The 21643-nt window shown below is 62.0% G+C and carries 22 protein-coding genes; 13 read left to right on the forward strand and 9 right to left on the reverse strand.

Features of this window, described 5'->3' with window-relative positions:
• Both ribD and nrdR read right to left on the reverse strand, forming a co-directional pair.
• On the reverse strand, window positions 1-1128 hold the full coding sequence (gene ribD / locus PSH76_RS27005; RefSeq protein WP_305493225.1) for a bifunctional diaminohydroxyphosphoribosylaminopyrimidine deaminase/5-amino-6-(5-phosphoribosylamino)uracil reductase RibD: 1128 nt from the start codon (window positions 1126-1128) through the stop codon (window positions 1-3).
• Window positions 1125-1589, reverse strand: coding sequence for a transcriptional regulator NrdR (gene nrdR, locus PSH76_RS27010; protein ID WP_019818855.1), 465 nt, complete (start codon window positions 1587-1589; stop codon window positions 1125-1127). The genes ribD and nrdR overlap by 4 nt, the downstream gene beginning before the upstream one ends.
• A gap of 139 nt (window positions 1590-1728) precedes the next feature.
• On the opposite strand from nrdR, the gene PSH76_RS27015 reads away from it, so the two are divergent.
• The 3 genes from PSH76_RS27015 to trxA all read left to right on the forward strand — a co-directional run bounded on the left by PSH76_RS27015 (window position 1729) and on the right by trxA (window position 4447).
• Window positions 1729-2184 carry a YbaY family lipoprotein gene (locus tag PSH76_RS27015; RefSeq protein WP_003194586.1) on the forward strand — a complete coding sequence of 152 codons (456 nt, stop codon included), beginning with the start codon at window positions 1729-1731 and terminating at the stop codon, window positions 2182-2184.
• The gene (locus PSH76_RS27020; protein WP_305493226.1) at window positions 2181-2837 is read left to right on the forward strand and encodes a methyltransferase; all 657 of its coding nucleotides are present in this window, start codon (window positions 2181-2183) and stop codon (window positions 2835-2837) included. Before PSH76_RS27015 ends, PSH76_RS27020 begins: the two co-directional genes overlap by 4 nt.
• 737 nt (window positions 2838-3574) lie before the next feature.
• Window positions 3575-4447 carry a thioredoxin gene (gene trxA, locus PSH76_RS27025; RefSeq protein ID WP_161907089.1) on the forward strand — a complete coding sequence of 291 codons (873 nt, stop codon included), beginning with the start codon at window positions 3575-3577 and terminating at the stop codon, window positions 4445-4447.
• Window positions 4448-4550: 103 nt separating this feature from the next.
• On the opposite strand, the gene PSH76_RS27030 is transcribed toward trxA, so the two are convergent.
• Window positions 4551-4895 carry a hypothetical protein gene (locus PSH76_RS27030; RefSeq protein ID WP_032895093.1) on the reverse strand — a complete coding sequence of 115 codons (345 nt, stop codon included), beginning with the start codon at window positions 4893-4895 and terminating at the stop codon, window positions 4551-4553.
• A gap of 129 nt (window positions 4896-5024) precedes the next feature.
• On the opposite strand from PSH76_RS27030, the gene PSH76_RS27035 reads away from it, so the two are divergent.
• The 5 genes from PSH76_RS27035 (at window position 5025) to PSH76_RS27055 (ending at window position 9674) form a co-directional block, all read left to right on the forward strand.
• Window positions 5025-5624 (forward strand): DUF2796 domain-containing protein, encoded by a 600-nt coding sequence (locus tag PSH76_RS27035; RefSeq protein ID WP_078803919.1) that lies wholly within the window; start codon window positions 5025-5027, stop codon window positions 5622-5624.
• A gap of 148 nt (window positions 5625-5772) precedes the next feature.
• On the forward strand, window positions 5773-6483 hold the full coding sequence (locus PSH76_RS27040; RefSeq protein ID WP_044269070.1) for an ABC transporter ATP-binding protein: 711 nt from the start codon (window positions 5773-5775) through the stop codon (window positions 6481-6483).
• A 1-nt stretch (window position 6484) separates the two neighbouring features.
• The gene (locus tag PSH76_RS27045; RefSeq protein ID WP_305493227.1) at window positions 6485-7750 is read left to right on the forward strand and encodes an ABC transporter permease; all 1266 of its coding nucleotides are present in this window, start codon (window positions 6485-6487) and stop codon (window positions 7748-7750) included.
• Window positions 7751-7761: 11 nt separating this feature from the next.
• Window positions 7762-8283, forward strand: a complete 522-nt coding sequence (locus PSH76_RS27050; RefSeq protein WP_032895087.1) for a DUF3299 domain-containing protein — start codon at window positions 7762-7764, stop codon at window positions 8281-8283.
• A gap of 692 nt (window positions 8284-8975) precedes the next feature.
• Entirely contained in the window at window positions 8976-9674 is a 699-nt protein-coding gene (locus PSH76_RS27055; protein WP_014720136.1) for an OmpW family protein, read from the forward strand.
• A gap of 165 nt (window positions 9675-9839) precedes the next feature.
• Here the strand turns inward: PSH76_RS27055 and PSH76_RS27060 are convergent, their stop codons facing one another.
• Both PSH76_RS27060 and PSH76_RS27065 read right to left on the reverse strand, forming a co-directional pair.
• The gene (locus PSH76_RS27060; RefSeq protein ID WP_032897752.1) at window positions 9840-10724 is read right to left on the reverse strand and encodes a sugar nucleotide-binding protein; all 885 of its coding nucleotides are present in this window, start codon (window positions 10722-10724) and stop codon (window positions 9840-9842) included.
• Window positions 10725-10836: 112 nt separating this feature from the next.
• A complete protein-coding gene (locus PSH76_RS27065; RefSeq protein WP_305493228.1) occupies window positions 10837-12921 on the reverse strand; it encodes a mechanosensitive ion channel family protein in 2085 nt (694 codons plus the stop codon).
• 188 nt (window positions 12922-13109) lie between these two features.
• Here PSH76_RS27065 and PSH76_RS27070 point away from each other — a divergent pair, with 188 nt between their 5' ends.
• The 4 genes from PSH76_RS27070 to PSH76_RS27085 are packed head-to-tail and all read left to right on the forward strand — an operon-like array spanning window position 13110 to window position 17023.
• Window positions 13110-14036, forward strand: coding sequence for a DUF72 domain-containing protein (locus PSH76_RS27070; RefSeq protein WP_305493229.1), 927 nt, complete (start codon window positions 13110-13112; stop codon window positions 14034-14036).
• On the forward strand, window positions 14033-14809 hold the full coding sequence (locus tag PSH76_RS27075; RefSeq protein WP_305493230.1) for an endonuclease/exonuclease/phosphatase family protein: 777 nt from the start codon (window positions 14033-14035) through the stop codon (window positions 14807-14809). Before PSH76_RS27070 ends, PSH76_RS27075 begins: the two co-directional genes overlap by 4 nt.
• A complete protein-coding gene (gene clsB, locus PSH76_RS27080; RefSeq protein WP_305493231.1) occupies window positions 14806-16068 on the forward strand; it encodes a cardiolipin synthase ClsB in 1263 nt (420 codons plus the stop codon). Before PSH76_RS27075 ends, clsB begins: the two co-directional genes overlap by 4 nt.
• Entirely contained in the window at window positions 16058-17023 is a 966-nt protein-coding gene (locus PSH76_RS27085) for a lysylphosphatidylglycerol synthase domain-containing protein (RefSeq protein WP_003194614.1), read from the forward strand. The genes clsB and PSH76_RS27085 overlap by 11 nt, the downstream gene beginning before the upstream one ends.
• A 114-nt stretch (window positions 17024-17137) precedes the next feature.
• Here PSH76_RS27085 and PSH76_RS27090 read toward each other — a convergent pair whose 3' ends face one another.
• From PSH76_RS27090 to PSH76_RS27100, 3 genes are all read right to left on the reverse strand, one after another.
• Complete coding sequence (locus tag PSH76_RS27090) at window positions 17138-17893, reverse strand: S9 family peptidase (protein ID WP_043050059.1); 756 nt, start codon at window positions 17891-17893, stop codon at window positions 17138-17140.
• A complete protein-coding gene (locus PSH76_RS27095; protein ID WP_305493232.1) occupies window positions 17883-18992 on the reverse strand; it encodes a DUF3182 family protein in 1110 nt (369 codons plus the stop codon). Before PSH76_RS27095 ends, PSH76_RS27090 begins: the two co-directional genes overlap by 11 nt.
• A gap of 168 nt (window positions 18993-19160) precedes the next feature.
• A complete protein-coding gene (locus tag PSH76_RS27100) occupies window positions 19161-20132 on the reverse strand; it encodes a GlxA family transcriptional regulator (protein WP_305493233.1) in 972 nt (323 codons plus the stop codon).
• A 96-nt stretch (window positions 20133-20228) separates the two neighbouring features.
• Between PSH76_RS27100 and PSH76_RS27105 the strand changes: the two genes are divergently transcribed.
• Window positions 20229-20792 (forward strand): cysteine hydrolase family protein, encoded by a 564-nt coding sequence (locus PSH76_RS27105; RefSeq protein ID WP_032895077.1) that lies wholly within the window; start codon window positions 20229-20231, stop codon window positions 20790-20792.
• Between the two features lie 21 nt (window positions 20793-20813).
• Here the strand turns inward: PSH76_RS27105 and tam are convergent, their stop codons facing one another.
• Window positions 20814-21575, reverse strand: a complete 762-nt coding sequence (gene tam, locus PSH76_RS27110) for a trans-aconitate 2-methyltransferase (RefSeq protein WP_305493234.1) — start codon at window positions 21573-21575, stop codon at window positions 20814-20816.
• Window positions 21576-21643 lie beyond the last annotated feature (68 nt).

Here is a 21643-nt window from a genome sequence, read left to right on the forward strand (position 1 = left end):
TTATACGCTCGCTGCTGGGACGGGGATGGCAGTGACTCGCCAGTCGTCGCCCACAGCGCGCATGTCGGTGATCTTGAGTTGGGGGGCGTCGGCCAACTTCTCAAGCGGCCAATCCAGCAACGGGCGGGCAGCGGAGCCTAAGAACTTGCCGGCGATGAATATCACGTACTCATCCACCAGGCCTTGTTGGGCAAACGCACCGGCAAGGCTTGGGCCGGCTTCCACTAACACGTCGTTGACGCCACGGGCAGCCAGGGCAACCAATGCTGAGCGCAGGTCCACCTGGCCTTCCACGCCCGGTACTACCAGGCACTCGGGGCCACGGGGGAACTGGTTCTCTGGGGTGACGCAGGTGATGACCAATGCCGGGCCGGCCTTGAAGAACGGTGCGTTGAGCGGCACCCGCAGGCGGCCATCGATCAACACGCGCAGCGGCGGGCGCGACATGGCCAGGGCGGTGGTTGCTGCGTCCAGGCCCAGTTCGGCGGCGCGTACGGTCAAGCGGGCGCCGTCGGCCAGTACCGTGTCGGCGCCGGTCAGCACCACACTGGCTTCGGCGCGCAGGCGTTGCACCGCAGCACGGGCGGCGGGGCCGGTGATCCACTGGCTTTCACCGCTGCCCATCGCCGTGCGGCCGTCCAGGCTCATCGCCAGCTTGACCCGCACAAACGGCAGGCCGTGCTCCATGCGCTTGAGGAAGCCGGGGTTAAGCGCCCGCGCTTGGGCTTCCAGCACACCGCTGCGCACCTCGATACCCGCCTGGGCCAGGCGCTGCATGCCCCGCCCGGCCACTTCCGGGTTCGGGTCCTGCATGCCGGCCACCACCCGCGCGACGCCGGCGGTCACCAGCGCATCGGCGCAGGGCGGCGTACGGCCATGGTGGCTGCACGGTTCAAGGGTGACATACACCGTCGCGCCACGGGCCTTGTCGCCAGCGGCGCGCAGGGCATTCGGTTCGGCATGGGGTTCGCCGGTACGCTCATGCCAGCCTTCGCCGACAATCTGCCCGTCACGCACTATCACACAGCCAACCCGCGGGTTGGGGTGGGTGGTGTACAGGCCCTTGCGCGCCAATTCGAGGGCGCGGGCCATGTAGTGGGCGTCGAGCACAGCCTGTTCAGAGGTCATTGTTTGGAGGGCTCACGGGCCAGGCGGTCGATCTCTTCGCGAAACTCATTGAGGTCCTGGAAGCGTCGATACACCGAGGCAAAACGGATATAGGCGACTTCGTCGAGCTTTTGCAGCTCGCCCATCACCAACTCGCCGACCACCAGGCTCTTGACCTCGCGCTCGCCGGTCGCCCGCAGCTTGTGCTTGATGTGCACCAGCGCCGCTTCCAGGCGCTCGACACTCACCGGGCGTTTTTCCAGGGCGCGCTGCATACCGGCGCGCAGTTTTTCTTCGTCGAAAGGCTGGCGGCTGCCGTCGGACTTGATCAGACGCGGCAACACCAGTTCGGCGGTTTCGAAGGTGGTGAAACGTTCACCACAGGCCAGGCATTCGCGCCGGCGACGCACTTGGTCGCCCTCGGCGACCAGACGCGAGTCGATGACCTTGGTGTCGTTGGCACCGCAGAAGGGACAGTGCATGGTTGGCAGGCAACAAAAAATGGGAGGGCCATGGTAGCGCATCCCTGTGGCAAGACAAGCCATAGCCTTTACGGTATATAGGCAGGCTTATATGTTTCATATTTTTAAGCCACGGATTTTGTCCTTTCTGGAGCCGTACATGCAGTTACGACCACTCGTTCTACTCAGCCTGTTCAGTTTTCTGGTCGCCTGCAGCAGCGAAGCCCCCAAGCCGGCCGCGCCTCAACCGACACCAGCGCAAGAGAAAAAAGTCCCGGGCATTGAAGACCTCGGCCCCCTGCCCGCCTATCAGCGCGAAATCAGCGGCAGCCTGACCAACGTGCCGGCCGGCGCCGAAGTCGAGATGGCGCTCTTGGTGATCGACGACCGTTCACGCCCGCAGCAACTGCTCGCCAGCAGCGTACTGAGCGGCAACGGCAAGCCCCTGGCCTTCCGCCTGCGTTTCAACCCTGAAGCTTTTCCGGCAGGAGCGCGCGTGGAATTGCGCGGTCGCGCCAGCCAGTCCGGCCAGTTGATCCTGCACCTGCCTGCCGTGCGCGTCACCCAGGCGATCACCCAGAGCACCGGCCCCCTGCAACTCGTCAAGGCGCCATGACGCCACCGCTGGGCCTGCAACACGCCTTGAGCGCGTTGATTGGCGATGCGCAATTGGTGCCCTGCCCGTTACCGGGCACCGCATTGTCGTTGTGGCTGCTGGACGCCGACAACATGGACCGCGCCTTCAGCCAGGAAGAAACCCGGCGCATTCTGCATGAGCCGCCCTACTGGAGCTTTTGCTGGGCCAGCGGCCTGGCGCTGGCGCGTTACCTGGCGGCGCATCCCGAGTGGGTCGCCGGCAAACGCGTGCTGGATTTCGGCGCAGGTTCGGGCGTGGCCGGGATCGCTGCCGTCAAGGCTGGCGCCCTGGAGGTGGTGGCCTGCGACCTGGACCCACTGGCCTTGGCCGCTTGCCGTGCGAATGCCGAGCTCAACCAGGTGGCGCTGAGTTATTCGGCAGACTTTTTTGCCGAAGCCGACCGCTTCGACCTGATCCTGGTGGCCGACGTGCTCTACGACCGCGCCAACCTGCCGTTGCTGGATCAGTTCCTCACCCGTGGCCGCGAAGCACTGGTGGCGGATTCGCGGGTACGGGACTTCCAGCATCCGGATTACCGGCGGCTGGAGATACTCGATGCTTTGACGTTGCCGGACCTAGCTGAGCCTTGGGAGTTTCGTAAGGTGAGCCTGTACCATTCGCGGCGTGCTTGAGGCCATCGCGGCATAGGTATCTACACAACTCTGTAGCAGTCGACGGCAACCACGATGCGAAGCGAGCCGCTGTTGATCTTGCTCTTGATCTGCTTTTGATCTAAGGCGCCCCGTTAAACCACGCTGGCCGAACGCAGGCTTGAATTCGTGGGTAACCCGGCAGGACGCCGGGTTAGCCGCCCCGCGCCATGGATGGCGCGTGGCGGCGGCCCACGGATTCAAGCCTGTGTTCGGGCACACCGAGCGTGAGCGAGGTGCCGAGTGGTGGGGCAAGAGCGTTTTGCTTACTTTTGTCTGGGCCGGCATTCCGGCTTTTCAAAAGTGAGCCGCTGTCAGAGCGGAACCCTAAGTGGCCGTTACCGCAGCAATGGATATATACAATCCAACTGCGTTGACTGCCAGGCCGCCTTCGCGAGCAAGCCCGCTCCCACAATTTGATCGCGGGGCGTCAGATAGACAGGGGCCGGCTGTCAGGCCGTCATCGCAGGCAAGCCAGCTCCCACATTTGGATCGCGGGGCGTCAGATGGATATGCTTCGGCTGTCAGGTCGTCACGGGAGCAAACTCCTTCACCACAGGTTAGCGTCGTACCGAAGTTGTGTAGATACCTATGGCCATCGCGGGCAAGCCCGCTCCCACAGGGGGATGCATTTCAAGGTGGGAGCCACCAGGATGCTTTCAGCCAACCTCGTCAGCCCTTATAGTTGCCCCCATTCCCGCTTTATTCGAGACGCCTCCATGAGTGAGCCCACGCCGTACATCTTCGACGTCACCACCGCCAACTTCGACCAGGCCGTTATTCAGAACTCCTTCGAAAAGCCCGTATTGGTCGATTTCTGGGCCGAGTGGTGCGCTCCCTGCAAAGCGCTGATGCCGATGCTGGCGAAGATTGCCGAGAGTTATCAGGGCGAGTTGCTGCTGGCCAAAGTCGACTGCGAAGCCGAACAAGACATCGTGGCGCGTTTTGGCATTCAAAGCCTGCCGACGGTGGTGCTGTTCAAGGATGGCCAACCGGTGGACGGTTTTGCCGGGGCACAGCCGGAGTCGGCAGTACGGGCAATGCTGGAGCCCCATGTGCAAATGCCACCACCGGCTGCGGCGGACCCGCTGGAGCAGGCTCAGGCGCTGTTCAGCGAAGGGCGCATCAGCGAGGCCGAAGCGCTGCTGGTGCAGTTGTTGGGCGAGGACAACACCAACGCCGCCGCCCTGATCCTGTACGCACGTTGCCTGGCTGAGCGCGGTGAGCTGGGTGAAGCCCAGGCCGTACTCGACGCGGTCAAGAGCGACGACCACAAGGCCGCGCTGGCCGGGGCCAAGGCGCAAATCACCTTCCTGCGCCAGGCTGCGGACTTGCCGGACGCCGCCGAGCTGAAAAGCCGTCTGGCGCAAAACCCGCAGGATGACGAAGCCGCCTATCAGTTGGCGATCCAGCAACTGGCGCGCCAGCAATACGACGCGGCGCTGGAAGGTTTGCTCAAGTTGTTTATCCGCAACCGCAGCTACAGCGAAGGCCTGCCCCACAAGACCTTGCTGCAGGTGTTCGAATTGCTGGGCAATGATCACCCGCTGGTCACGGTGTACCGCCGCAAGTTGTTTGCCGCGCTGTACTAACCCAACCGTGTAGGAGCGAGCTTGCTCGCGAAAAACGACAACGATAACGCGGGCATCCGGAATGAACGCGGTGCCTGAGGGTTTTTCGCGAGCGAGCTCGCGCCTACAAAGGGCCGACCCAGGTGTAGAGCGGGGTGTCGCCGCCGCTGGCCACCTTCACGTTCGCGCTGTGGCGCAGGCGCACCAGCAAGCGCTTGCCGGCACCGGCATCGCCGGCCAAGCCTTCGAGTTGGTCGAGCAATTCCAGGCCATTGAGTTGCCCGGCCTTGCGCAGTAAATCCTGGGCGTTCTGCCACAGGTCTTCGTTCTGTTTGACCGGTGCCGCAGTGGGCGCGCTGGGCGTTGGCGCGGCCTGAAGTTGTGCGCCCAATCGCGCCCAATCGCCGTCGTCCAGCTCCAAGGTCAAGTCCACCGGCAGGTCGCCGATGGTTCCACGAATTCGCAACATCGTCCTTACTCCTGCATTTTTCTGACGGGCATGCTCCCACGCAGCTTGCGCAACACCAAGCGGGCGGTCAAACTCTCGGCTCAATTGTTATAAGATCACATAACAAAACTTTCATCCTGGAGCCCTCTCATGCGCCGTTTGCTGCTCGCTTTGCCGTTTGCCCTGCTGCCTCTGGCTGTCGCTCATGCCCATGAAGACCATGACCACGAACACGGCAGCCTCGGTGCCCATGAACATGGCGTCGGGCGCCTGAATGCCGTGCTGGACGGCCAGGCCCTGGAGCTGGAACTGGACAGCCCGGCCATGAACCTGGTGGGTTTCGAGCATGTAGCCACCAGCGCCGCCGACAAAGCCAAGGTCGCCGCCGTGCGCAAACAGCTGGAAAATCCATCGGCCCTGTTCAACCTGCCCAAGGCCGCAGGTTGCGTGGTCAGCAGCCAGGAACTCAACAGCCCGTTGTTCGGTGACAAACCAGAAGCCGAGCATGACGACGATGACCACGCCACCGACGGCAAAGGCGCCGCCGCCCACAAGCATGATCACGACCACAGTGAAATCCACGCCCATTACCAGTTCACCTGCGCCACACCGGCGGCCCTGGGCAACCTGGACTTGAGCCAGGTGTTCAAGACCTTCCCCGCCACCCAGAAAATTCAGGTACAACTGATCGGCCCTAGCGGTCAGCAAGGTGTTGACGCGACAGCGACCGCCGCCACCCTGAAGTTCTGATGTGAAAACAATGCCCATGTGGGAGCTGGCTTGCCTGCGATACAGGCGACGCGGTGCAGCAGGCACACTGCAGCGATGCCATCGCAGGCAAGCCAGCTCCCACAGTGGATCGGCGCCATTTTTGACTACCAGGCGACACTGACTTCCCATGACTCAAGCGTTAATCGAACTGTCCGACCTGGGCTTCAACTGGCCCGGTCACCCGCAGTTGCTGGACATCCCCGCGTTCCGCCTGGAACCCGGGGAAACCTTGTTCCTCAAGGGCCCGAGCGGCAGTGGCAAGACCACTTTGCTCGGGCTGTTGGGCGGCGTGCAGAAGCCCAGCCAGGGCAGCATCCGCCTGCTCGGCCAGGAGTTGACCGAACTCTCGGCCGGCGCTCGTGATCGCTTCCGTGTGGACCACACCGGCTATATCTTCCAGCAGTTCAACCTGCTGCCGTTTCTGTCGGTGCGCGAGAACGTCGAGCTGCCTTGCCACTTTTCCAAGCTGCGCGCGCAACGGGCCAAACAGCGTCACGGCAGTGTCGACCAAGCCGCTGCGACCTTGCTCGCACACCTGGGTTTGAAGGACCCAAGCCTGCTGGAACGCCGTGCCGATTCGCTGTCCATCGGCCAGCAACAACGGGTGGCCGCTGCCCGAGCGCTGATCGGCCAGCCGGAGCTGGTGATCGCCGACGAACCCACCTCGGCCCTGGACTACGACGCCCGCGAGGCCTTCCTGCAATTGCTGTTCGCCGAATGCCGCGAAGCGGGCGCCAGCCTGTTGTTTGTCAGCCATGACCAAAGCCTGGCGTCGCTGTTCGACCGCAACCTGTCGCTGGCCGAACTCAATCGCGCCGCCATGCCCGCAGAGGTTTGAGATGTATCTGTTCCGTCTAGCCATGGCCAGCCTGGCTAACCGCCGCTTTACCGCGATCCTCACCGCGTTTGCCATCGCACTGTCCGTCTGCTTGCTGCTCGCGGTGGAGCGTGTGCGCGTCGAGGCGCGCAACAGTTTCGCCAGCACCATCAGCGGCACCGACCTGATCGTCGGCGCTCGTTCCGGCTCGGTCAACCTACTGCTGTATTCGGTGTTCCGCATTGGCAACGCCACCAACAACATCCGTTGGGACAGCTTTGAGCACTTCGCCGCCAGCCCACAAGTGAAATGGGCGATCCCGATTTCCCTCGGCGACTCCCACCGCGGCTACCGGGTGATGGGCACCAACGAAACCTATTTCGAGCACTACCAGTACGGGCGCAAGCAAAATCTCGAGCTGGCCAGCGGCCGTGCCTTCGCCACCGACCCGTTCGAAGTGGTGCTCGGCGCCGAAGTGGCCGACGCCCTGCATTACAAACTCGGCGACAAGCTGGTGCTGGCCCACGGCGTGGCGGTGGTCAGCCTGGTCAAGCATGACGACAAGCCGTTCACGGTGGTGGGCATTCTCAAGCGCACCGGCACGCCGGTGGACCGCACGCTGCATATCAGCCTCGGCGGCATGGAAGCGATTCATATCGACTGGCACAACGGCGTGCCGGCCCAGGGCAAAGGCCGCATCAGTGCTGACCAGGCGCGCAATATGGACCTGACGCCGCAGGCCATTACCGCGTTCATGCTGGGCCTGAAAAACAAGATTTCCACCTTTGCCTTGCAACGGCAGATCAATGAATTCCGTGGCGAGCCGATGCTGGCGATCCTGCCCGGCGTCGCGCTGCAAGAACTGTGGAGCATGATGGGCACTGCCGAAAAAGCCTTGTTTGTGATCTCGCTGTTCGTAGTACTGACCGGTTTGATCGGCATGCTCACGGCGATCCTCACCAGCCTTAACGAGCGCCGCCGCGAGATGGCGATCCTGCGTTCGGTGGGCGCGCGGCCTTGGCACATCGCAACGCTGCTGATCTTCGAAGCCTTCGCTCTGGCCTTGTCCGGCGTAATGGCGGGCCTGGGGTTGCTGTACCTGTGCATCGCCGCCTCGCGGGGTTATTTGCAGGCCAATTACGGCCTGGACCTGCCGATGTCGTGGCCGAGCGAATATGAATGGACGTTGCTCGCCGGTATCCTGGTAGCCGCCCTGTTGATGGGCAGCGTGCCCGCGTGGCGCGCCTACCGCCAATCTTTGGCCGATGGCCTGTCCATCCGTTTATGAGGAAGGCTTCGATGCGTCGTGCCCTGTTTGCCCTGTTGTTGTTGATGGCCGTGCCTGCCTGGGCGCAGGAGCAGCCCAAGGATTTGTCCTGGCAGGAGATGATCCCGCCGGATGCGCCGCCGGAAGTGCCCAATATGAAGCCGCTGCACGACCTGTCGAACATGGCCGATGCCTTGTCCGCCGAAGCCGCGCCTGCGGCCAAGCAGGACATGCCCAACGCGCCGGTGGTACAGAGCCTGGATGGCCAGCACATTCGCCTGCCGGGGTATATCGTGCCGTTGGAAGTCAGCGAAGAAGGCCGCACCACGGAGTTTCTGCTGGTGCCGTATTTCGGCGCCTGTATCCATGTGCCGCCACCGCCGTCGAACCAGATCGTGCATGTGAAAAGCGAGGTGGGTGTAAAGCTCGATGAGCTGTATCAACCGTACTGGATCGAAGGCGCGATGCAGGTCAAGCCATCGTCCAGCGAGTTGGCCGACGCGGGTTACCAGATGGATGCCCAGAAGATTTATATGTACGAGCTGGAGGAATAACCCCACCAGCAAACACACCGAAGATCCAAATGTGTGCGGGCTTGCTCCCGAAGGCGGTGTATCAGTCACTGAGTCTTTAACTGAACCACCGCTATCGCAGCATAGGTATCTACACAACGCTGTAACGGTGGACGGTAACCACGATGCGAAGCGAGCCGCTCTTGATCTTGATCTGCTTTTGATCTTAGGCGCCCCGTTAAACCACGCTGGCCGGAATTCGACAGGGATTTGGGGGGTAAACCGGCAGGGATGCCGGTTTAGCCGCCCCGCGCCATGGATGGCGCGTGGCGGCGGCCCCCCAAATCACTGGCGGATTACGGGCACACCGAGCCTAAGCGAGGTGCCGAGTGGTGGGGCAAGAGCGTTTTGCTTACTTTTGCGCTTTTCAAAAGTGAGCCGCCGTCAGGGCGGAACCCTAAGTGGCCGTTACCGCAGGAATGGATATGTACACAACACAACTGTGTTGACTGCCAGGCTGCCTTCGCGAGCAAGCCCGCTCCCACAGTTGGATCGTGGGGTGCCAGGTAGATAGGTGTCGGCTGTAAGACCGTCTTCGCAGGCAAGCCAGCTCCCACAGGTTTAGATCAGTGGCGCAAGTGACTGATCGCCCTTTCATTGAGCTGAGTCAAAAGACCGAACGGAACGATCTTTACCATTGGACGTACAACTTTTAAACGTCCTTTGGAGCTCCCATGAACAAGTCTCTGCTCGGCGCGTCCCTCTTCGCGCTCGCCCTCGTCGCCCCCGTCGCCCACGCTCACCAGGCGGGCGATATTCTGGTTCGCGCCGGTGCAATTACCGTGAACCCGAAGGCCGACAGCAGCAGCGTCAAGGTTGACCAGGGCCCATTGGCCGGCACCAATCTGGGCGGCAAGGCGACCATGAGCAGCGACACCCAATTGGGCTTGAACTTCGCCTACATGATCACCGACCACGTCGGCATCGAATTGCTAGCGGCCACGCCGTTCGAGCATGACGTGAAGATCAAGAACACCGCCCTGGGCGCCGCCAACGGCAAGCTCGGCACGCTGAAGCACCTGCCGCCGACCTTGAGCGTCGTGTACTACCCGCTGGATCACAAATCCGCGTTCCAACCGTATGTGGGCGCCGGTATCAACTACACCTGGATCTACGACGAACACGTGGGCAGCCGTGCCGAACAGGCTGGTTTCAGCAACTTCAAGGCCGAGAACTCCTGGGGCTGGGCTGCACAGATCGGCGCCGACTACATGATCAACGACAAGTGGATGATCAACGCCCAGGCGCGCTACATCGACATCAGCACCAAGGCGACTGTGGATAACAACGCGCTGGGCCAGGGCACTCGGGCCAAGGTCAATGTGGATGTAGACCCGATGGTTTACATGGTGGGTATCGGTTACAAGTTCTAAGTCCGATATAAGCCACACCGCATAACCCATGTGGGAGAGGGCTTATGTGGGAGCCGGGCTTGCCCGCGATGCAGACACCTCCGTGTATCAGTGATACCCAGGTGATGCTATCGCAGGCAAGCCAGCTCCCACATAAGTCCCCTCCCACTTTTGGTTTTGGGGGTGTCAGCTGTGGCGGTAGAAGCGATCCAGTAGCGCCGGCAAGCCTGCCCGCCATGCCCGTGGCTTGATGCCAAAGGTATGCAGGATTTTCTTGCAGGCCAGCACCGCATGCTGCGGTTCATCCGCCGCATCCGGCCGTGCTGCGTGAGCCTGGGCGGTCGGGGACTCGATGGCCAACGGATGGAAGTTGCGCGCTTCAGTGAGAATCGCCTGGCCCAGCGCCAACGGCGTCGTCGCCTCGTGGCCGGCGTAGTGGTAGGTGCCCCACAGCGGCGCGGCGCAATCGAGTTGCTTGAGCACCGAGATAATTACCCGTGCGGCGTCGTCCACCGGCGTCGGGTTGCCACGACGGTCGTCGGCCATCAACAGCTCATCCGGTTTTTCAGCCCGGGCCAGGAAGCGCCCGAGCGTGCCGTCGACGCTGTCATCCAGTAGCCAGCCAAACCGCAGCAGCACATGCTGCGGGCACGTGGCGCGCACGCTTTGTTCGATACGCCACAACGCCTGGCCGCGCAGGCCCAGGGGCACCGGCTCGTCTTTCTCGCTGTAGGCGGTGGCGCGGGAGCCATCGAACACGCGGTAGCTGGAGGGTTGCAGCAGGGTGATGCTGTGATGCTGGCACAGCTCGGCCAGGCGTTCGATGGCAAATTCCTGGGCGGCCAAGCGGGATTCGCTCACGGCTTCGGCCTGGAACCAGTCGAAATAGTAGGCGAGGTTGATCAAGGCATCGGGACGGGTGTCGTCGAGCAATTGGGTAAGGCTTGCGGCATCCCAGCCGTCTTGGGGCGGTTTGGGGGCGAGGAAACCGATGTCTTCCTCCGCACCGAGGCGAATCAGCGCCTGCCCGAGGGCATTCCCGCCGCCCAGTAACATAAGGCGCATTCGCATAGATTGAGCAGGCCCGGTCTGTTTGGAACGATGGTTATTATCGACAGGCGCGTGTGCGCTGTCATAGGTCATTGCCAGAATCGTTGCATTTTGCGGGTTTGTAGCGCAACCGTCACGGATTAAGTGTCTTGACGTCGGGTTCGGCGGCCTCCTGTTTCAGTGCCGTGCGGGGTGCGAGCAACAGCTGCTGTGGATAAGTCTGGGCGAAGTGCACCGCCTCACAGTTATCCACAAGCTTTTTCAGACGCTGGTTAAACGCACGGCTGACCGCGTATTGGCCACCCGACACGGTGCGGAACTGCGCGGTGAGCACCACGCCATTGAGGTCCATCTTGTCCACCCCGAACACTTCCAACGGCCCTTGCAGGTTGTACTTGAGGAACACATCGTCGCGGATCGACTGGCCGGCTTCGCGGATCAGCTCCACGGCCTTGTCCACGTCGGTGTCGTAAGTGAACTGCACCGAGAAAAACGCATAGGCGAACTGACGGGACTGGTTGGTGACCGCCTTGATCTGCCCGAACGGCACCGAATGCACAAAGCCCTTGCCGTCGCGCAGGCGCAGGGTGCGGATGGTCAGGCCTTCGACGGTGCCGGCGTGGCCGGAGTCGAGCACCACCCAATCGCCGATGGACAGGGTGTCTTCGATAATGATGAACAGGCCGGTGATCACGTCCTGCACCAGTTGCTGGGAACCGAAACCGATGGCCAGGCCCACCACCCCGGCGCCCGCCAGCAACGGTGCGACATTGATGCCCAGGTTGGCCATGGTGGTGATCGCGCAGATCACCACCAGGATGATCTTCACCGCATTGCGCAACAGCGGCAGGATGGTTTTGACTCGGGTACTGGGCTGGCGACTGGAGCGTTTATTCACCGGTGGCTTGAGGGCTTCCTGGATCGCAGTGTCAAGCACCACCCAGAACAGCCAGGTCACCAACAGGATCAGGCCGATGCTGCTGAGGGAGTCACTGATGGCCCGGCCCACGGAGTTGCGCTGGGCGAATTCGAACAACGAGACACCCCAGATACGCCCGAGTATTTCGATAAACGCGATGGCCATGACGATGCGCAAAATCGCGTGCAGCAAACTCAGGAAACGTTCCTTGTAGGCGCTACTGCGTTGGATCGACACCTGGCTGCGGGACTTGAACAGGTGTTGCAGCACGGTGCTGAGAAACACCGTACCGATCAGTAACAAGGTGGTAAGCAGCGCGCAACGCAGGGCCTCTTGGTTGTCGTCACCGGCACCGATCAGGTTGACCGCCGAGACCAGCACCATCAACAGAATCGGCCAGTACCAGAGGCCGGAAAACACCCGCAACGATTGTTGCAATGCCGGGTGCTTGAGGCGCTGGGCCAGCGGTCGGTTGCGGATCAAATGGGCCACCGGGCGACGCAGGCGTACCACCAGCACGCCAAAGATGACCGCAGCAAACAGGCCGGTAAACACGGCGATGCTGCTGGTGATATTGCCGCCCAACTGACGAGCGATTTGCGGGCTGGTCAGCGCATCGCTGAGGGCCGCGAGAAAGCCGATCAAGAACAGCGGCTTAGGGCAATAGTCACGAATGATCTGCACGGCAGGGCGCTTGTGCCCGACGTTGAACATCACAATGACGCACAGCAGCAACGATGTGGAAAAGATGCCACTGCTGGTGGCGTAGGCAAAACACAGCGCCAGGGCTCGGCCGACAGACGCGGCTAAAAAGTGACTGACATAAAGGGTCAACGGCAGGCAGATCAGCGCTGGAATCGTGTAGGGCACCACATAGCCCAGCAAGCCTTGCAGCCGTTGACGCCGCGCAAGGAATGGGCGACGGCTCGCGCGTTTCACAACCAAGCGCCCCAGCATCGTCAGCACAGCAAAGGCACCGACCCACACGCCAGACAACAGCAGGAAATCGCCGGCCACGCTCCACGGCGAGCGTGCGGTGGTCTGGTCGACCAGGCGCCCGACTTCATCCGCGGCGCGGTCGGCACGCAGGCGCCAGGCGTCAATGAGGTTCTGGTTGAGGTCGAGCTTGTCTTGCACGTCATCGATACTGGAACTGATAGCCCCCAGCAGCCCACCTTGCACCAGCAGTTCCGGCTTGGCCGGGGCCTCGGTGGCCGGTGCGGTGGCCGCGGCTTGCAGTGCGCCGTTGCCGCAAAGCAGCAACGCACCGAGCAGTAATGCAGTCTTTAGATTCAGCAAAACAGCGAGCTCCTTCAGCAGGGTCTGTAAGGAACTGACGGGTTTAGGCCTTGATCGTTCCCCGCATGGGCGATGCCCTCCCATCTTTTCCTACCCTGTACCGCCTGTAGGAATGTGGAAACTTTCGGCCAAACAGCGCAGTCATCCCATAACGGAGGTCACCTCACCCACCATCCACGGGAGCACACATGGCGGCGATTCACATCGGCATTTCCGGCTGGCGCTACACGCCCTGGCGCGGGGACTTCTACCCCGAAGGGCTGACCCAGAAACGCGAGTTGCAGTTTGCGTCACGCGCCGTCAACAGCATCGAAATCAACGGTTCGTTCTACGCGCTGCAAACCCCCAAGCGCTATGCCGAGTGGTATGCCGATACGCCTGAAGGTTTCATGTTCAGTGTCAAGGCACCCCGTTTCATCACGCATATCCTGCGCCTGCGCGATGTGCACAAGCCGATGGCGAATTTCTTCGCTTCCGGGGTGCTGGAACTCAAAGAAAAACTTGGCCCCATCCTCTGGCAGTTTCCGCCCAGCTTCAAATTCGACGCCACGCTGTTTGAAACCTTTTTGGCTGAATTACCCACCGACACCCAGCAGGCCGCCGCCCTCGCCCGCCAGCATGAGCCGCGCCTTAACGGCAAGGCGAGCATGAAGGCCTATGCCAAGAAGCCGTTGCGCCATGCCGTGGAGATTCGCAACACGAGTTTTGCCGTGCCGGAGTTTATCCAGATGCTGGATAAGCACGGGGTGGCCCTGGTGGTCGCGGACACCGCAGGCAAGTGGCCGTACATGGAAGACGTGACCGCCAGCTTCATGTACCTGCGCTTGCACGGCGACAAGCAGTTATACGCCAGCGGTTATAGCGCCGAAGCGCTCCAGCGCTGGGGTGACCGCATCGAGCGCTGGGCCCACGGCAAGCAGCCTGCCGATGCACACCTCGTCGACCCGCACCACATGCCCCGCAGGCGTAAACAGCGCGATGTGTTCTGTTTTTTCGACAACGACATCAAAGTTCGCGCGCCCTTCGATGCACGCCAATTGCTGCAACGTTTCGGGCTGGACCAACACCTGCTCACCGAACCTGGCCGGCTGCCGGAACCAGGAGTATTGCCATGACGCATCCAGAGCTGATACCCACCCCGCCCTCCACCGCCATCACCCGTTTCACGGTGCTGACGGTCAATATCCACAAGGGTTTCACCGCGCTGAATCGCCGCTTCATCTTGCCCGAGCTGCGTGAAGCGGTGCGCAGTGTGGGCGCGGACATGGTGTTCTTGCAGGAGATCCATGGCACCCACGAACGCCATCCGCAGCGCTACAGCGACTGGCCGAAAATGCCGCAGTATGAATTTCTCGCCGACAGCATCTGGCCGCAGTTTGCCTATGGACGCAATGCGGTGTACCCCCATGGCGACCATGGCAATGCGCTGCTGTCCAAATTTCAGATCATCCGTTACGACAACCTCGACATTTCGCAAAGCGGCCATGAAAACCGCGGCCTGCTGCATTGCGTGCTGCGCCTGCCGGGCAGCGGCCAGCAGGTGCACGCGATCTGCATCCACCTGGGTTTGCGCGAGGTGCATCGCCAACAGCAATTGCGGTTGCTGGAACAGCGTATCAGCGAGATTCCGGCTGATGCGCCGTTGGTGGTCGCTGGCGACTTCAACGACTGGCGGCAAAAAGCCGACCTGAGCCAAAGCGGTTTGCAGGAAGTGTTCATGCACACCCTCGGCAAACCGGCGCGCACCTTCCCCGCACGCCTGCCGCTACTGCCGCTGGACCGCATTTATGTGCGTAACCTGACGGTGCACAACCCGCGCGTGCTCACCACTCGGCCTTGGTCCCATCTATCAGACCATGTGCCGCTGTCGGTGGAGGTTGAGCTATGAACGTTGCGGTAGACCATATCGCCACAGACCAACCGCCGGATGACAGCAAGGCGCGGGATCTGGATTACGGCTGGCAAAGCGGCAACGGCGTGGAGTTGCTGGAGAACGGCGAGGCGTACTTTCCTGCCGTATTCGAGGCGTTGCGCGGCGCCGAGCGCGAGATCCTGCTGGAGACCTTTATCCTCTTTGAAGACAAGGTCGGCTTTGAGCTGCACAGCATCCTCATCGAGGCGGCCAAGCGCGGGGTGAAGGTGGTGGTCAGCCTCGACGGTTTTGGCTGCGGCGAACTGAGCCCGGGCTTCCTGCGGGAGTTGGCCGAGGCCGGGGTGATGGTGCAGATGTTCGACCCGGCGCCCAAGACCCTCGGCATACGCACTAACTGGTTTCGCCGCCTGCACCGCAAGATCGTCGTGGTGGACGCCCGCGTGGCGTTTATCGGCGGGATCAATTTTTCCGCCGACCACCTGGCGGATTTCGGCCCCGAAGCCAAGCAGGATTACTCAGTACAGGTGATCGGCCCGGCTGTGGCAGACCTGCACCATTTCGCCCTTGCCCAAAGTGGCCGCCAGGTGCGCAGCCGTCGCGGTTGGCGACGGCGCCAGCAACGGCCCTCGCCCTGGACGAACGAGCCAGGCGACGGCCTGGTACGCCTGATCTATCGCGACAACATCCAGCATCGTGATGACATCGAAGACGCGTATATCCACGCCTTGAGCCAGGCCCGGCAGCGGGTGGTGATCGCCAACGCGTACTTCTTCCCCGGCTATCGCCTGCTTCGCGAGATCCGTAATGCGGCACGCCGTGGCGTGCAGGTGCAGTTGATCATGCAGGGCCAGCCGGACGTGCTGTTGGCGAAACTGGCCGCGCGCATGCTCTATGACTACTTGCTCAAAGATGGCGTGGTGATTCACGAATACTGCCAACGCCCGCTGCACGGCAAGGTGGCGTTGGTGGATGACGAATGGAGCACCGTCGGCTCCAGCAACCTGGACCCACTGAGCCTGGCATTGAACCTGGAAGCCAATGTGCTGATTCGCGACCGGGCTTTCAATCAGCAGCTCTACGAACGCCTGGAAGCCCTCGCCCACAATCATTGCCAGACCATGCCGGAAAAGCGCAAGCCACGCCTGTGGCTCTGGCGCCTGACCGTGGGTTTCCTAGTGTTTCATGTGATGCGCCATTTCCCAGTGCTGGCCAGTTGGTTGCCGGCCCACAAACCGCGCTTGAAGCCTTTTGAGACTACGCCCCATGACATCTGAAGCCCGCCCCCAAGCGCAAGCCTCTGGGTTCAAGCGCTGGAAGAAACCGTTGACGATCGCGTTCTTCGTGCTGCTGATCGTGTTGTTTACCCTGCTCGCCCGGCGCATCGACTGGAGCGAAGTGTTCCAGACCTTGAGCGAGTTCAAGCTGCGCACTTTGTTCATCGCCGGCGCGCTGACGCTGTGCAGTTTTATTGTTTACGCCTGCTTCGATTTGATCGGCCGCACCTACATTCGCCAGCCGTTGCGTTGGAAGCAGATATTGCCGGTGGGCATCATCAGCTACGCGTTCAACCTCAACCTCAGCGCCTGGGTCGGCGGCATTGCCATGCGCTATCGGCTGTATTCGCGCCTGGGCGTGAGCACCAGCAATATCGCCAAGATCCTCGGCCTGAGCCTGGCCACCAATTGGTTCGGCTATATGGCGTTGGCCGGGGTGGTGTTCAGCAGCGGGTTGGTGACCCTGCCGCCGGGCTGGAAGCTCAGTAGCGGCGCCTTGCAAGGGGTCGGGGTGTTATTGGTGCTCGCGAGCCTGGGCTACCTGGCGGCGTGCCGGTTTTCTAAAAAGCGCGCGTGGTCGATTCGCGGTATCGAGATCAACTTGCCGTCGCTGCGCATGGCCTGTTTGCAGCTGGCTCTGGGTGCGTTGAACTGGTCGTTGATGGCCGCAGTGATATTCACCTTGCTGCCGGCCAAACTGGATTACCCGTTGGTGCTGGGGGTGCTGTTGATCAGTGCGATTGCCGGGGTGGTCACTCATATCCCGGCCGGGTTGGGGGTGTTGGAGGCGGTGTTCATTGCGTTGTTACAGCATGAGGCGTCGCGGGGGAGTTTGCTGGCTGGGTTGATCGCTTACCGAGCGATTTATTTTATTTGCCCGTTGTTGATTGCACTGGTGATGTATTTGGGGGTGGAGGCCAAGGCCAAGGCGTTGCGGGTGAAGAAGACAGCCTGATGAGGCCGTGGTGACTGTTGAATCGCTATCGCGGGCAAGCCCGCGCTCCCACCTCGGAACGCATTCCCCTGTGGGAGCCGGGCTTGCCCGCGATAGCGATCAAAAGGGCGACACCTATCGGGACTGAATGATGCTCAACCGCTCCCCCACCACCATCTCGGTAATCCAGTCCACCAGGATCGAGGTGTACGCCTGTTGCGACACCGGGTCGCTCAGGGAATGGTCGGCGCCGTCGATGATGCGGTGGGTCAGGGAATGGGTCTGCTGGCACGCCGCGCGGTAACTCATGATGGTGGCGTGGGGCACATGGTCGTCGGTTTCCGACTCGACAATCAGCACATCGCCGGTAAATTGCGCGCAGGCATGCAGAGCCCGGTTGGTTTCGGCGTGCACGAGGGTGCCGCGGTAATCCATCAGGTCGGCTTTATCTAAGTCGCGCTTGGGCTTGAGCCATTCCTGGTCGCGGTACAGCGCCGGCACTCGCAGCGCCAGCCAACGCACCGGGCGCAATGAGGTGAGGATCGCGGCCAGGTAGCCGCCATAACTGGTGCCCACCACCGCCACCGCCGAGGTGTCGATCGCCGGGTGGGACAGTAGGCGGTCGTAGGCAGCCAGCAGGTCGCGCAGGTTGTCTTCGCGGGTGACGCGGGACAAGGGGATGCCGGTGCCAGCATGGCCACGCAGGTCGAAGGTCAGGCACACACACCCAAGGCCTGCGATGCCTTTGGCCCGCTCCAGGTCGCGCTCCTGGCTGCCGCCCCACCCGTGCACGAACAACACGCCGGGCACTTTGGACTTGGGGCTGAGGAAGGTCCCGCTCATTTGTTCGTCGTCTATATCGATGGTGATGCTCTCGCTTCTAGCCGTCATAAGTCTTGACCGTCACATACTTGAGTAGAAAGTCGCTGTTTTCGGCCGGGCCTCGGTATACCTCGATGGCATCCGCCGGCAGCGCTTGGTCTACATAGGTTTCTACCGAGGACACACGGATGGCCTTAATGCCCGGATGGTTGATAAAGCTCTGCAACGCCGCGACTTCCGCGCTGCTGGCCCCGCCCATGCGCCAGGATTGTTCGAGCACGCCACTGCGGCGCTGGCCTGTGCTGTCCAGGCCCTGGGCGATGTCGTAGTTGCGGCGCGAGGCGAAGAAGCTTGGGTAGGCCTCACTCGCAGCACGGTCGAACACCAGCGCCTGTTCGATGGCCTTACGCACGTCTTCAGGCAGATCCAGTTTGAGCAGGACTGCGTAATCACCGGGGACGACCAGCAGATCGGAACCGCCGTAGACCTCTTCGCCCTGCCCGTCTTGCGTCAGGTGCTGCTCGCCGCAGTAGCTAATGAGGTGATCGCCGATAAAACTCTGGCCCACACTGTGGGTGACCACCTCGCGCAGGTCTTGTTCCAGCACCACGCCTTGATTGAACATTCGGGCCGCTTCCGGGCGCGCCACTATCGCGTCGAACTCATCCAGGCTGTGGATAACTTCCTGCCCCCGCCCTGCACAGGCATTTACGGGTTTCAGACGAATCGGGCCGCTGTAGAGCAAGCGGGTCGCGGCAGGCCGCGCGTCCTCAAGGGCGAACACACTCACGCCGTCCAACACCACGTCACGCACACGCTCGCAGAATGTCGGCGACCAGCCTTCGGGCGCCTTGGCCTCGGAACTCAGCAGGCCGTGACTGATGGCTTTGGTGCAGATGAAAGCGTGATCGACATAGCCGCCCCACAGATCTTGTGGCCCCTTGATATTGAGCCGTTGCGCTTGGGCCGGTCCGACCAGCGTTTGCGTGGGCAGCAGGTACAGCTCCCGGCCCGCATGCAGATTGGGGTCATAGCTGCCACCGAACTTGAGCCCCAGGATCTGCGCCAGCCAGCGTGCGAGGGCACGGTTGGTTTCGATTTCATGCAGAGGCGCCCCCTCTCGCATGGAGTGAGCAACCACCAGCTTCTTGCGACTTATGGGGGTCATGCGTTCCCCTTTCTATCAGCCGTTGTGTAGCAGGAGGGCTGCATGGATCAGGCCAACATAGGGTTTGCGGGGATGGCCGTTAAATCAATCAGTTGCGCAAAAAGTGATGGCCGTTAGCCTGTTTTATTCTGCACGACCCCAGGTTAACCCTGCGGCGTTCTGCACGATTCAAACCCCAAAACGGTTGCGGTAATCGCTGGGAGACAACCCGGTGATTTTCTTGAAAATGGCGCGAAAGGCGCTGGGGTCCTGATAGCCCACGATCCAGGCAATGTGATCGATGGTGCCGTTGGTGAACTCCAGCATCTGCCGCGCCTTGCCGACCCGCAGGTGCTGGCAGTACTCGGTGGGTTTCAAGCCGGTGGCGTTGCGAAAGCGCCGCAAGAACGTGCGCTCCTCCAGGTTGGCCTCCTGCGCCATCGCCGCCACGGACACATCCACCGCGCCACTGGCCTGCAGCCAATGCTGGACCTTGAGGACCGCGCCATCACCGTGCCTGAGAATCGGCGCAAAGTTGCTACCGCACTGGCTGGCGCTGGCGCTGTGTTCGATGACCAGAAAGCGCGCCGTGTCGGCCGCAACGCTCGGGCCCATCAGCCGGTCGACCAGGCGCAGGCCCAGTTCGGACCAGGCCATCAGCCCAGCGGAGGTGATCAGGTCGCCGTCATCGACGATGGGTTTATCCGCTTCCAGGCGCACCGCCGGGTAACTGGCCGCAAAGGACTTCGCGGAAGACCAGTGAGTGGTGGCGCTGCGGCCATCCAACAGGCCGCTGCGCGCCAGCATGATCGAACCGATGCACACGCCGCCCAGCACGGTGCCGGCCGCATGTTGCTGGCGCAGCCATTGCAGCAGTGCAGGCGGCGCCTGGTCTTCGGTGAACTCGGCAATCGAGGGGGGCACCAGCACGGCCATCATCGGTTGGTGGGGGCCGGGGTGGCTGTCGAACGCGCGGGCGGGTGTGCCGTGGGCATCTACCTGCCAGTGGCTGACTCGCAGCAGCGGTAGTTGCGCAGATTCATGCTCGGCGGCGATGCGGTTGGCGACCCCGAACAGGTCGGTCAGCCCGTGGACTGCGGCGAGTTGCGCGCCTTGGTAGATCAACACACCCAGCTCGACAGTGCTGCGTTGCGCGGCCATTGTCAGTTTTCCCCCTGTTATTGTCGGTGCAGCCAATTCTCGGTGTGATCGCCAGCTAAGATACTAGGCCCATCAACCCATCACGAGGCAACACACATGGCCAAGCAGGCGCTCATCCTAATCGATATCCAGAACGACTACTTCCCCCAGGGCAAGTGGCCGCTCGACGGCGTGGAAGCCGCAGCGGACAAGGCGGCGCAGGTGCTACAGGCGTTTCGGCAGGCAGGCGATGCGGTGATTCATGTACGCCATGAGTTCGCTGGCGACGACGCACCCTTCTTCACCCCGGGCTCCGAAGGCGCGCACTTGCATGCCAAGGTGCTCAACGAGGGCGATGAACCGGTGGTGCTCAAACACTTCGTGAATGCGTTTCGCCAAACCAACCTGCGCGAATTGCTGGAACAGCGCAGCATCACCGATGTGGTGGTAGTGGGCAGCATGAGCCATATGTGCGTTGACGCCGTGGTGCGGGCGGCGGCGGACCTGGGCTACAAAGTTACGGTGATCCATGACGCCTGCGCGACCCGCGACCAGGAATTCAACGGCCAGGTGATTCCGGCGGCGCAGGTGCACGGGGCGTACATGGCCTCCCTGGCCTTTGGCTATGCGGGTGTGGTGTCGGCAGAGGAATATTTGAAGGCCCAAGCAGCGGCCGCGTGACCGCCACACGGGCCGATCGCTTTAGCGCGTGGCGATGATGAACAGCCGCGGAAAGGGCAACAACACCGTGCCATCGGCCAGGGCGGGATAAGCCTGAGTAATTCGCGCCTGGTATTGCTGCAGGAAGGCGGCTTTTTCATCGTCGGTCAACGGCGCAAGAAAAGGCCGCAATGCCGAAGCCTTGAACCACTCCACCACCGCCCCGTGGTCGGCCAACGGGTGCTGATAGGTGGTGCGCCACACATCCACGGTACTGCAATACTTGCTCAGCAGTTCGTAGTAGTAACTGGCGGTGTGCCGCTCATTGTGTTTAACCGCCCCTATCTTTGCCGCCCATGGGCCATCGGCCGCAACTTCACGGGCCAGGCGATGGGCGGGCTCGTCCAGATTGTCCGGGGTTTGCACCGCCAGCGTACCGCCTGGGTTCAATTGGTGGACCAAGTGCGGGTACAGCGTGGCGTGGTCGGGTAGCCATTGCAGCGAGGCATTGGCCAGGATCACATCCAAGCGTTGCGCCGGATGCCAGGCGCCGATGTCTGCCAGCTCGAAGTTCAACCTGGGCAGGCGCTTGCGGGCTTCCACCAACATGTCATCGGAGCTGTCCATGCCCGTGACGTGTGCTTGGGGGAAACGCTCAGCCAGTACCTCGGTGGAATTCCCCGGCCCGCATCCCAGGTCGACGGCGGTGTTCACCTCGGTGTTGGGAATGGCCGCCACCAGGTCACGGACGGGGCGAGTGCGCTGCTGTTCGAACATCGTGTACTGCTTGGCGGACCAGGTCATCACAGCTTTCCTTCTTGCTAGAGGTGGCGACAGCCTAAATCTTGTGAGCCATGAGAACAAATGTCGGG

The sequence above is a fragment of the Pseudomonas sp. FP215 genome, from assembly GCF_030687795.1.
Lineage (GTDB): Bacteria > Pseudomonadota > Gammaproteobacteria > Pseudomonadales > Pseudomonadaceae > Aquipseudomonas > Aquipseudomonas salmasensis.

Bases quoted from the DNA above. Each gene is read 5' to 3' on its own strand.
- ribD (WP_305493225.1), bottom strand. From the start codon at position 1,128: ATGACCTCTGAACAGGCTGTGCTCGACGCCCACTACATGGCCCGCGCC.
- nrdR (WP_019818855.1), bottom strand. From the start codon at position 1,589: ATGCACTGTCCCTTCTGCGGTGCCAACGACACCAAGGTCATCGACTCG.
- PSH76_RS27015 (WP_003194586.1), top strand. From the start codon at position 1,729: ATGCAGTTACGACCACTCGTTCTACTCAGCCTGTTCAGTTTTCTGGTC.
- PSH76_RS27020 (WP_305493226.1), top strand. From the start codon at position 2,181: ATGACGCCACCGCTGGGCCTGCAACACGCCTTGAGCGCGTTGATTGGC.
- trxA (WP_161907089.1), top strand. From the start codon at position 3,575: ATGAGTGAGCCCACGCCGTACATCTTCGACGTCACCACCGCCAACTTC.
- PSH76_RS27030 (WP_032895093.1), bottom strand. From the start codon at position 4,895: ATGTTGCGAATTCGTGGAACCATCGGCGACCTGCCGGTGGACTTGACC.
- PSH76_RS27035 (WP_078803919.1), top strand. From the start codon at position 5,025: ATGCGCCGTTTGCTGCTCGCTTTGCCGTTTGCCCTGCTGCCTCTGGCT.
- PSH76_RS27040 (WP_044269070.1), top strand. From the start codon at position 5,773: ATGACTCAAGCGTTAATCGAACTGTCCGACCTGGGCTTCAACTGGCCC.
- PSH76_RS27045 (WP_305493227.1), top strand. From the start codon at position 6,485: ATGTATCTGTTCCGTCTAGCCATGGCCAGCCTGGCTAACCGCCGCTTT.
- PSH76_RS27050 (WP_032895087.1), top strand. From the start codon at position 7,762: ATGCGTCGTGCCCTGTTTGCCCTGTTGTTGTTGATGGCCGTGCCTGCC.
- PSH76_RS27055 (WP_014720136.1), top strand. From the start codon at position 8,976: ATGAACAAGTCTCTGCTCGGCGCGTCCCTCTTCGCGCTCGCCCTCGTC.
- PSH76_RS27060 (WP_032897752.1), bottom strand. From the start codon at position 10,724: ATGCGAATGCGCCTTATGTTACTGGGCGGCGGGAATGCCCTCGGGCAG.
- PSH76_RS27070 (WP_305493229.1), top strand. From the start codon at position 13,110: ATGGCGGCGATTCACATCGGCATTTCCGGCTGGCGCTACACGCCCTGG.
- PSH76_RS27075 (WP_305493230.1), top strand. From the start codon at position 14,033: ATGACGCATCCAGAGCTGATACCCACCCCGCCCTCCACCGCCATCACC.
- clsB (WP_305493231.1), top strand. From the start codon at position 14,806: ATGAACGTTGCGGTAGACCATATCGCCACAGACCAACCGCCGGATGAC.
- PSH76_RS27085 (WP_003194614.1), top strand. From the start codon at position 16,058: ATGACATCTGAAGCCCGCCCCCAAGCGCAAGCCTCTGGGTTCAAGCGC.
- PSH76_RS27090 (WP_043050059.1), bottom strand. From the start codon at position 17,893: ATGACGGCTAGAAGCGAGAGCATCACCATCGATATAGACGACGAACAA.
- PSH76_RS27095 (WP_305493232.1), bottom strand. From the start codon at position 18,992: ATGACCCCCATAAGTCGCAAGAAGCTGGTGGTTGCTCACTCCATGCGA.
- PSH76_RS27100 (WP_305493233.1), bottom strand. From the start codon at position 20,132: ATGGCCGCGCAACGCAGCACTGTCGAGCTGGGTGTGTTGATCTACCAA.
- PSH76_RS27105 (WP_032895077.1), top strand. From the start codon at position 20,229: ATGGCCAAGCAGGCGCTCATCCTAATCGATATCCAGAACGACTACTTC.
- tam (WP_305493234.1), bottom strand. From the start codon at position 21,575: ATGACCTGGTCCGCCAAGCAGTACACGATGTTCGAACAGCAGCGCACT.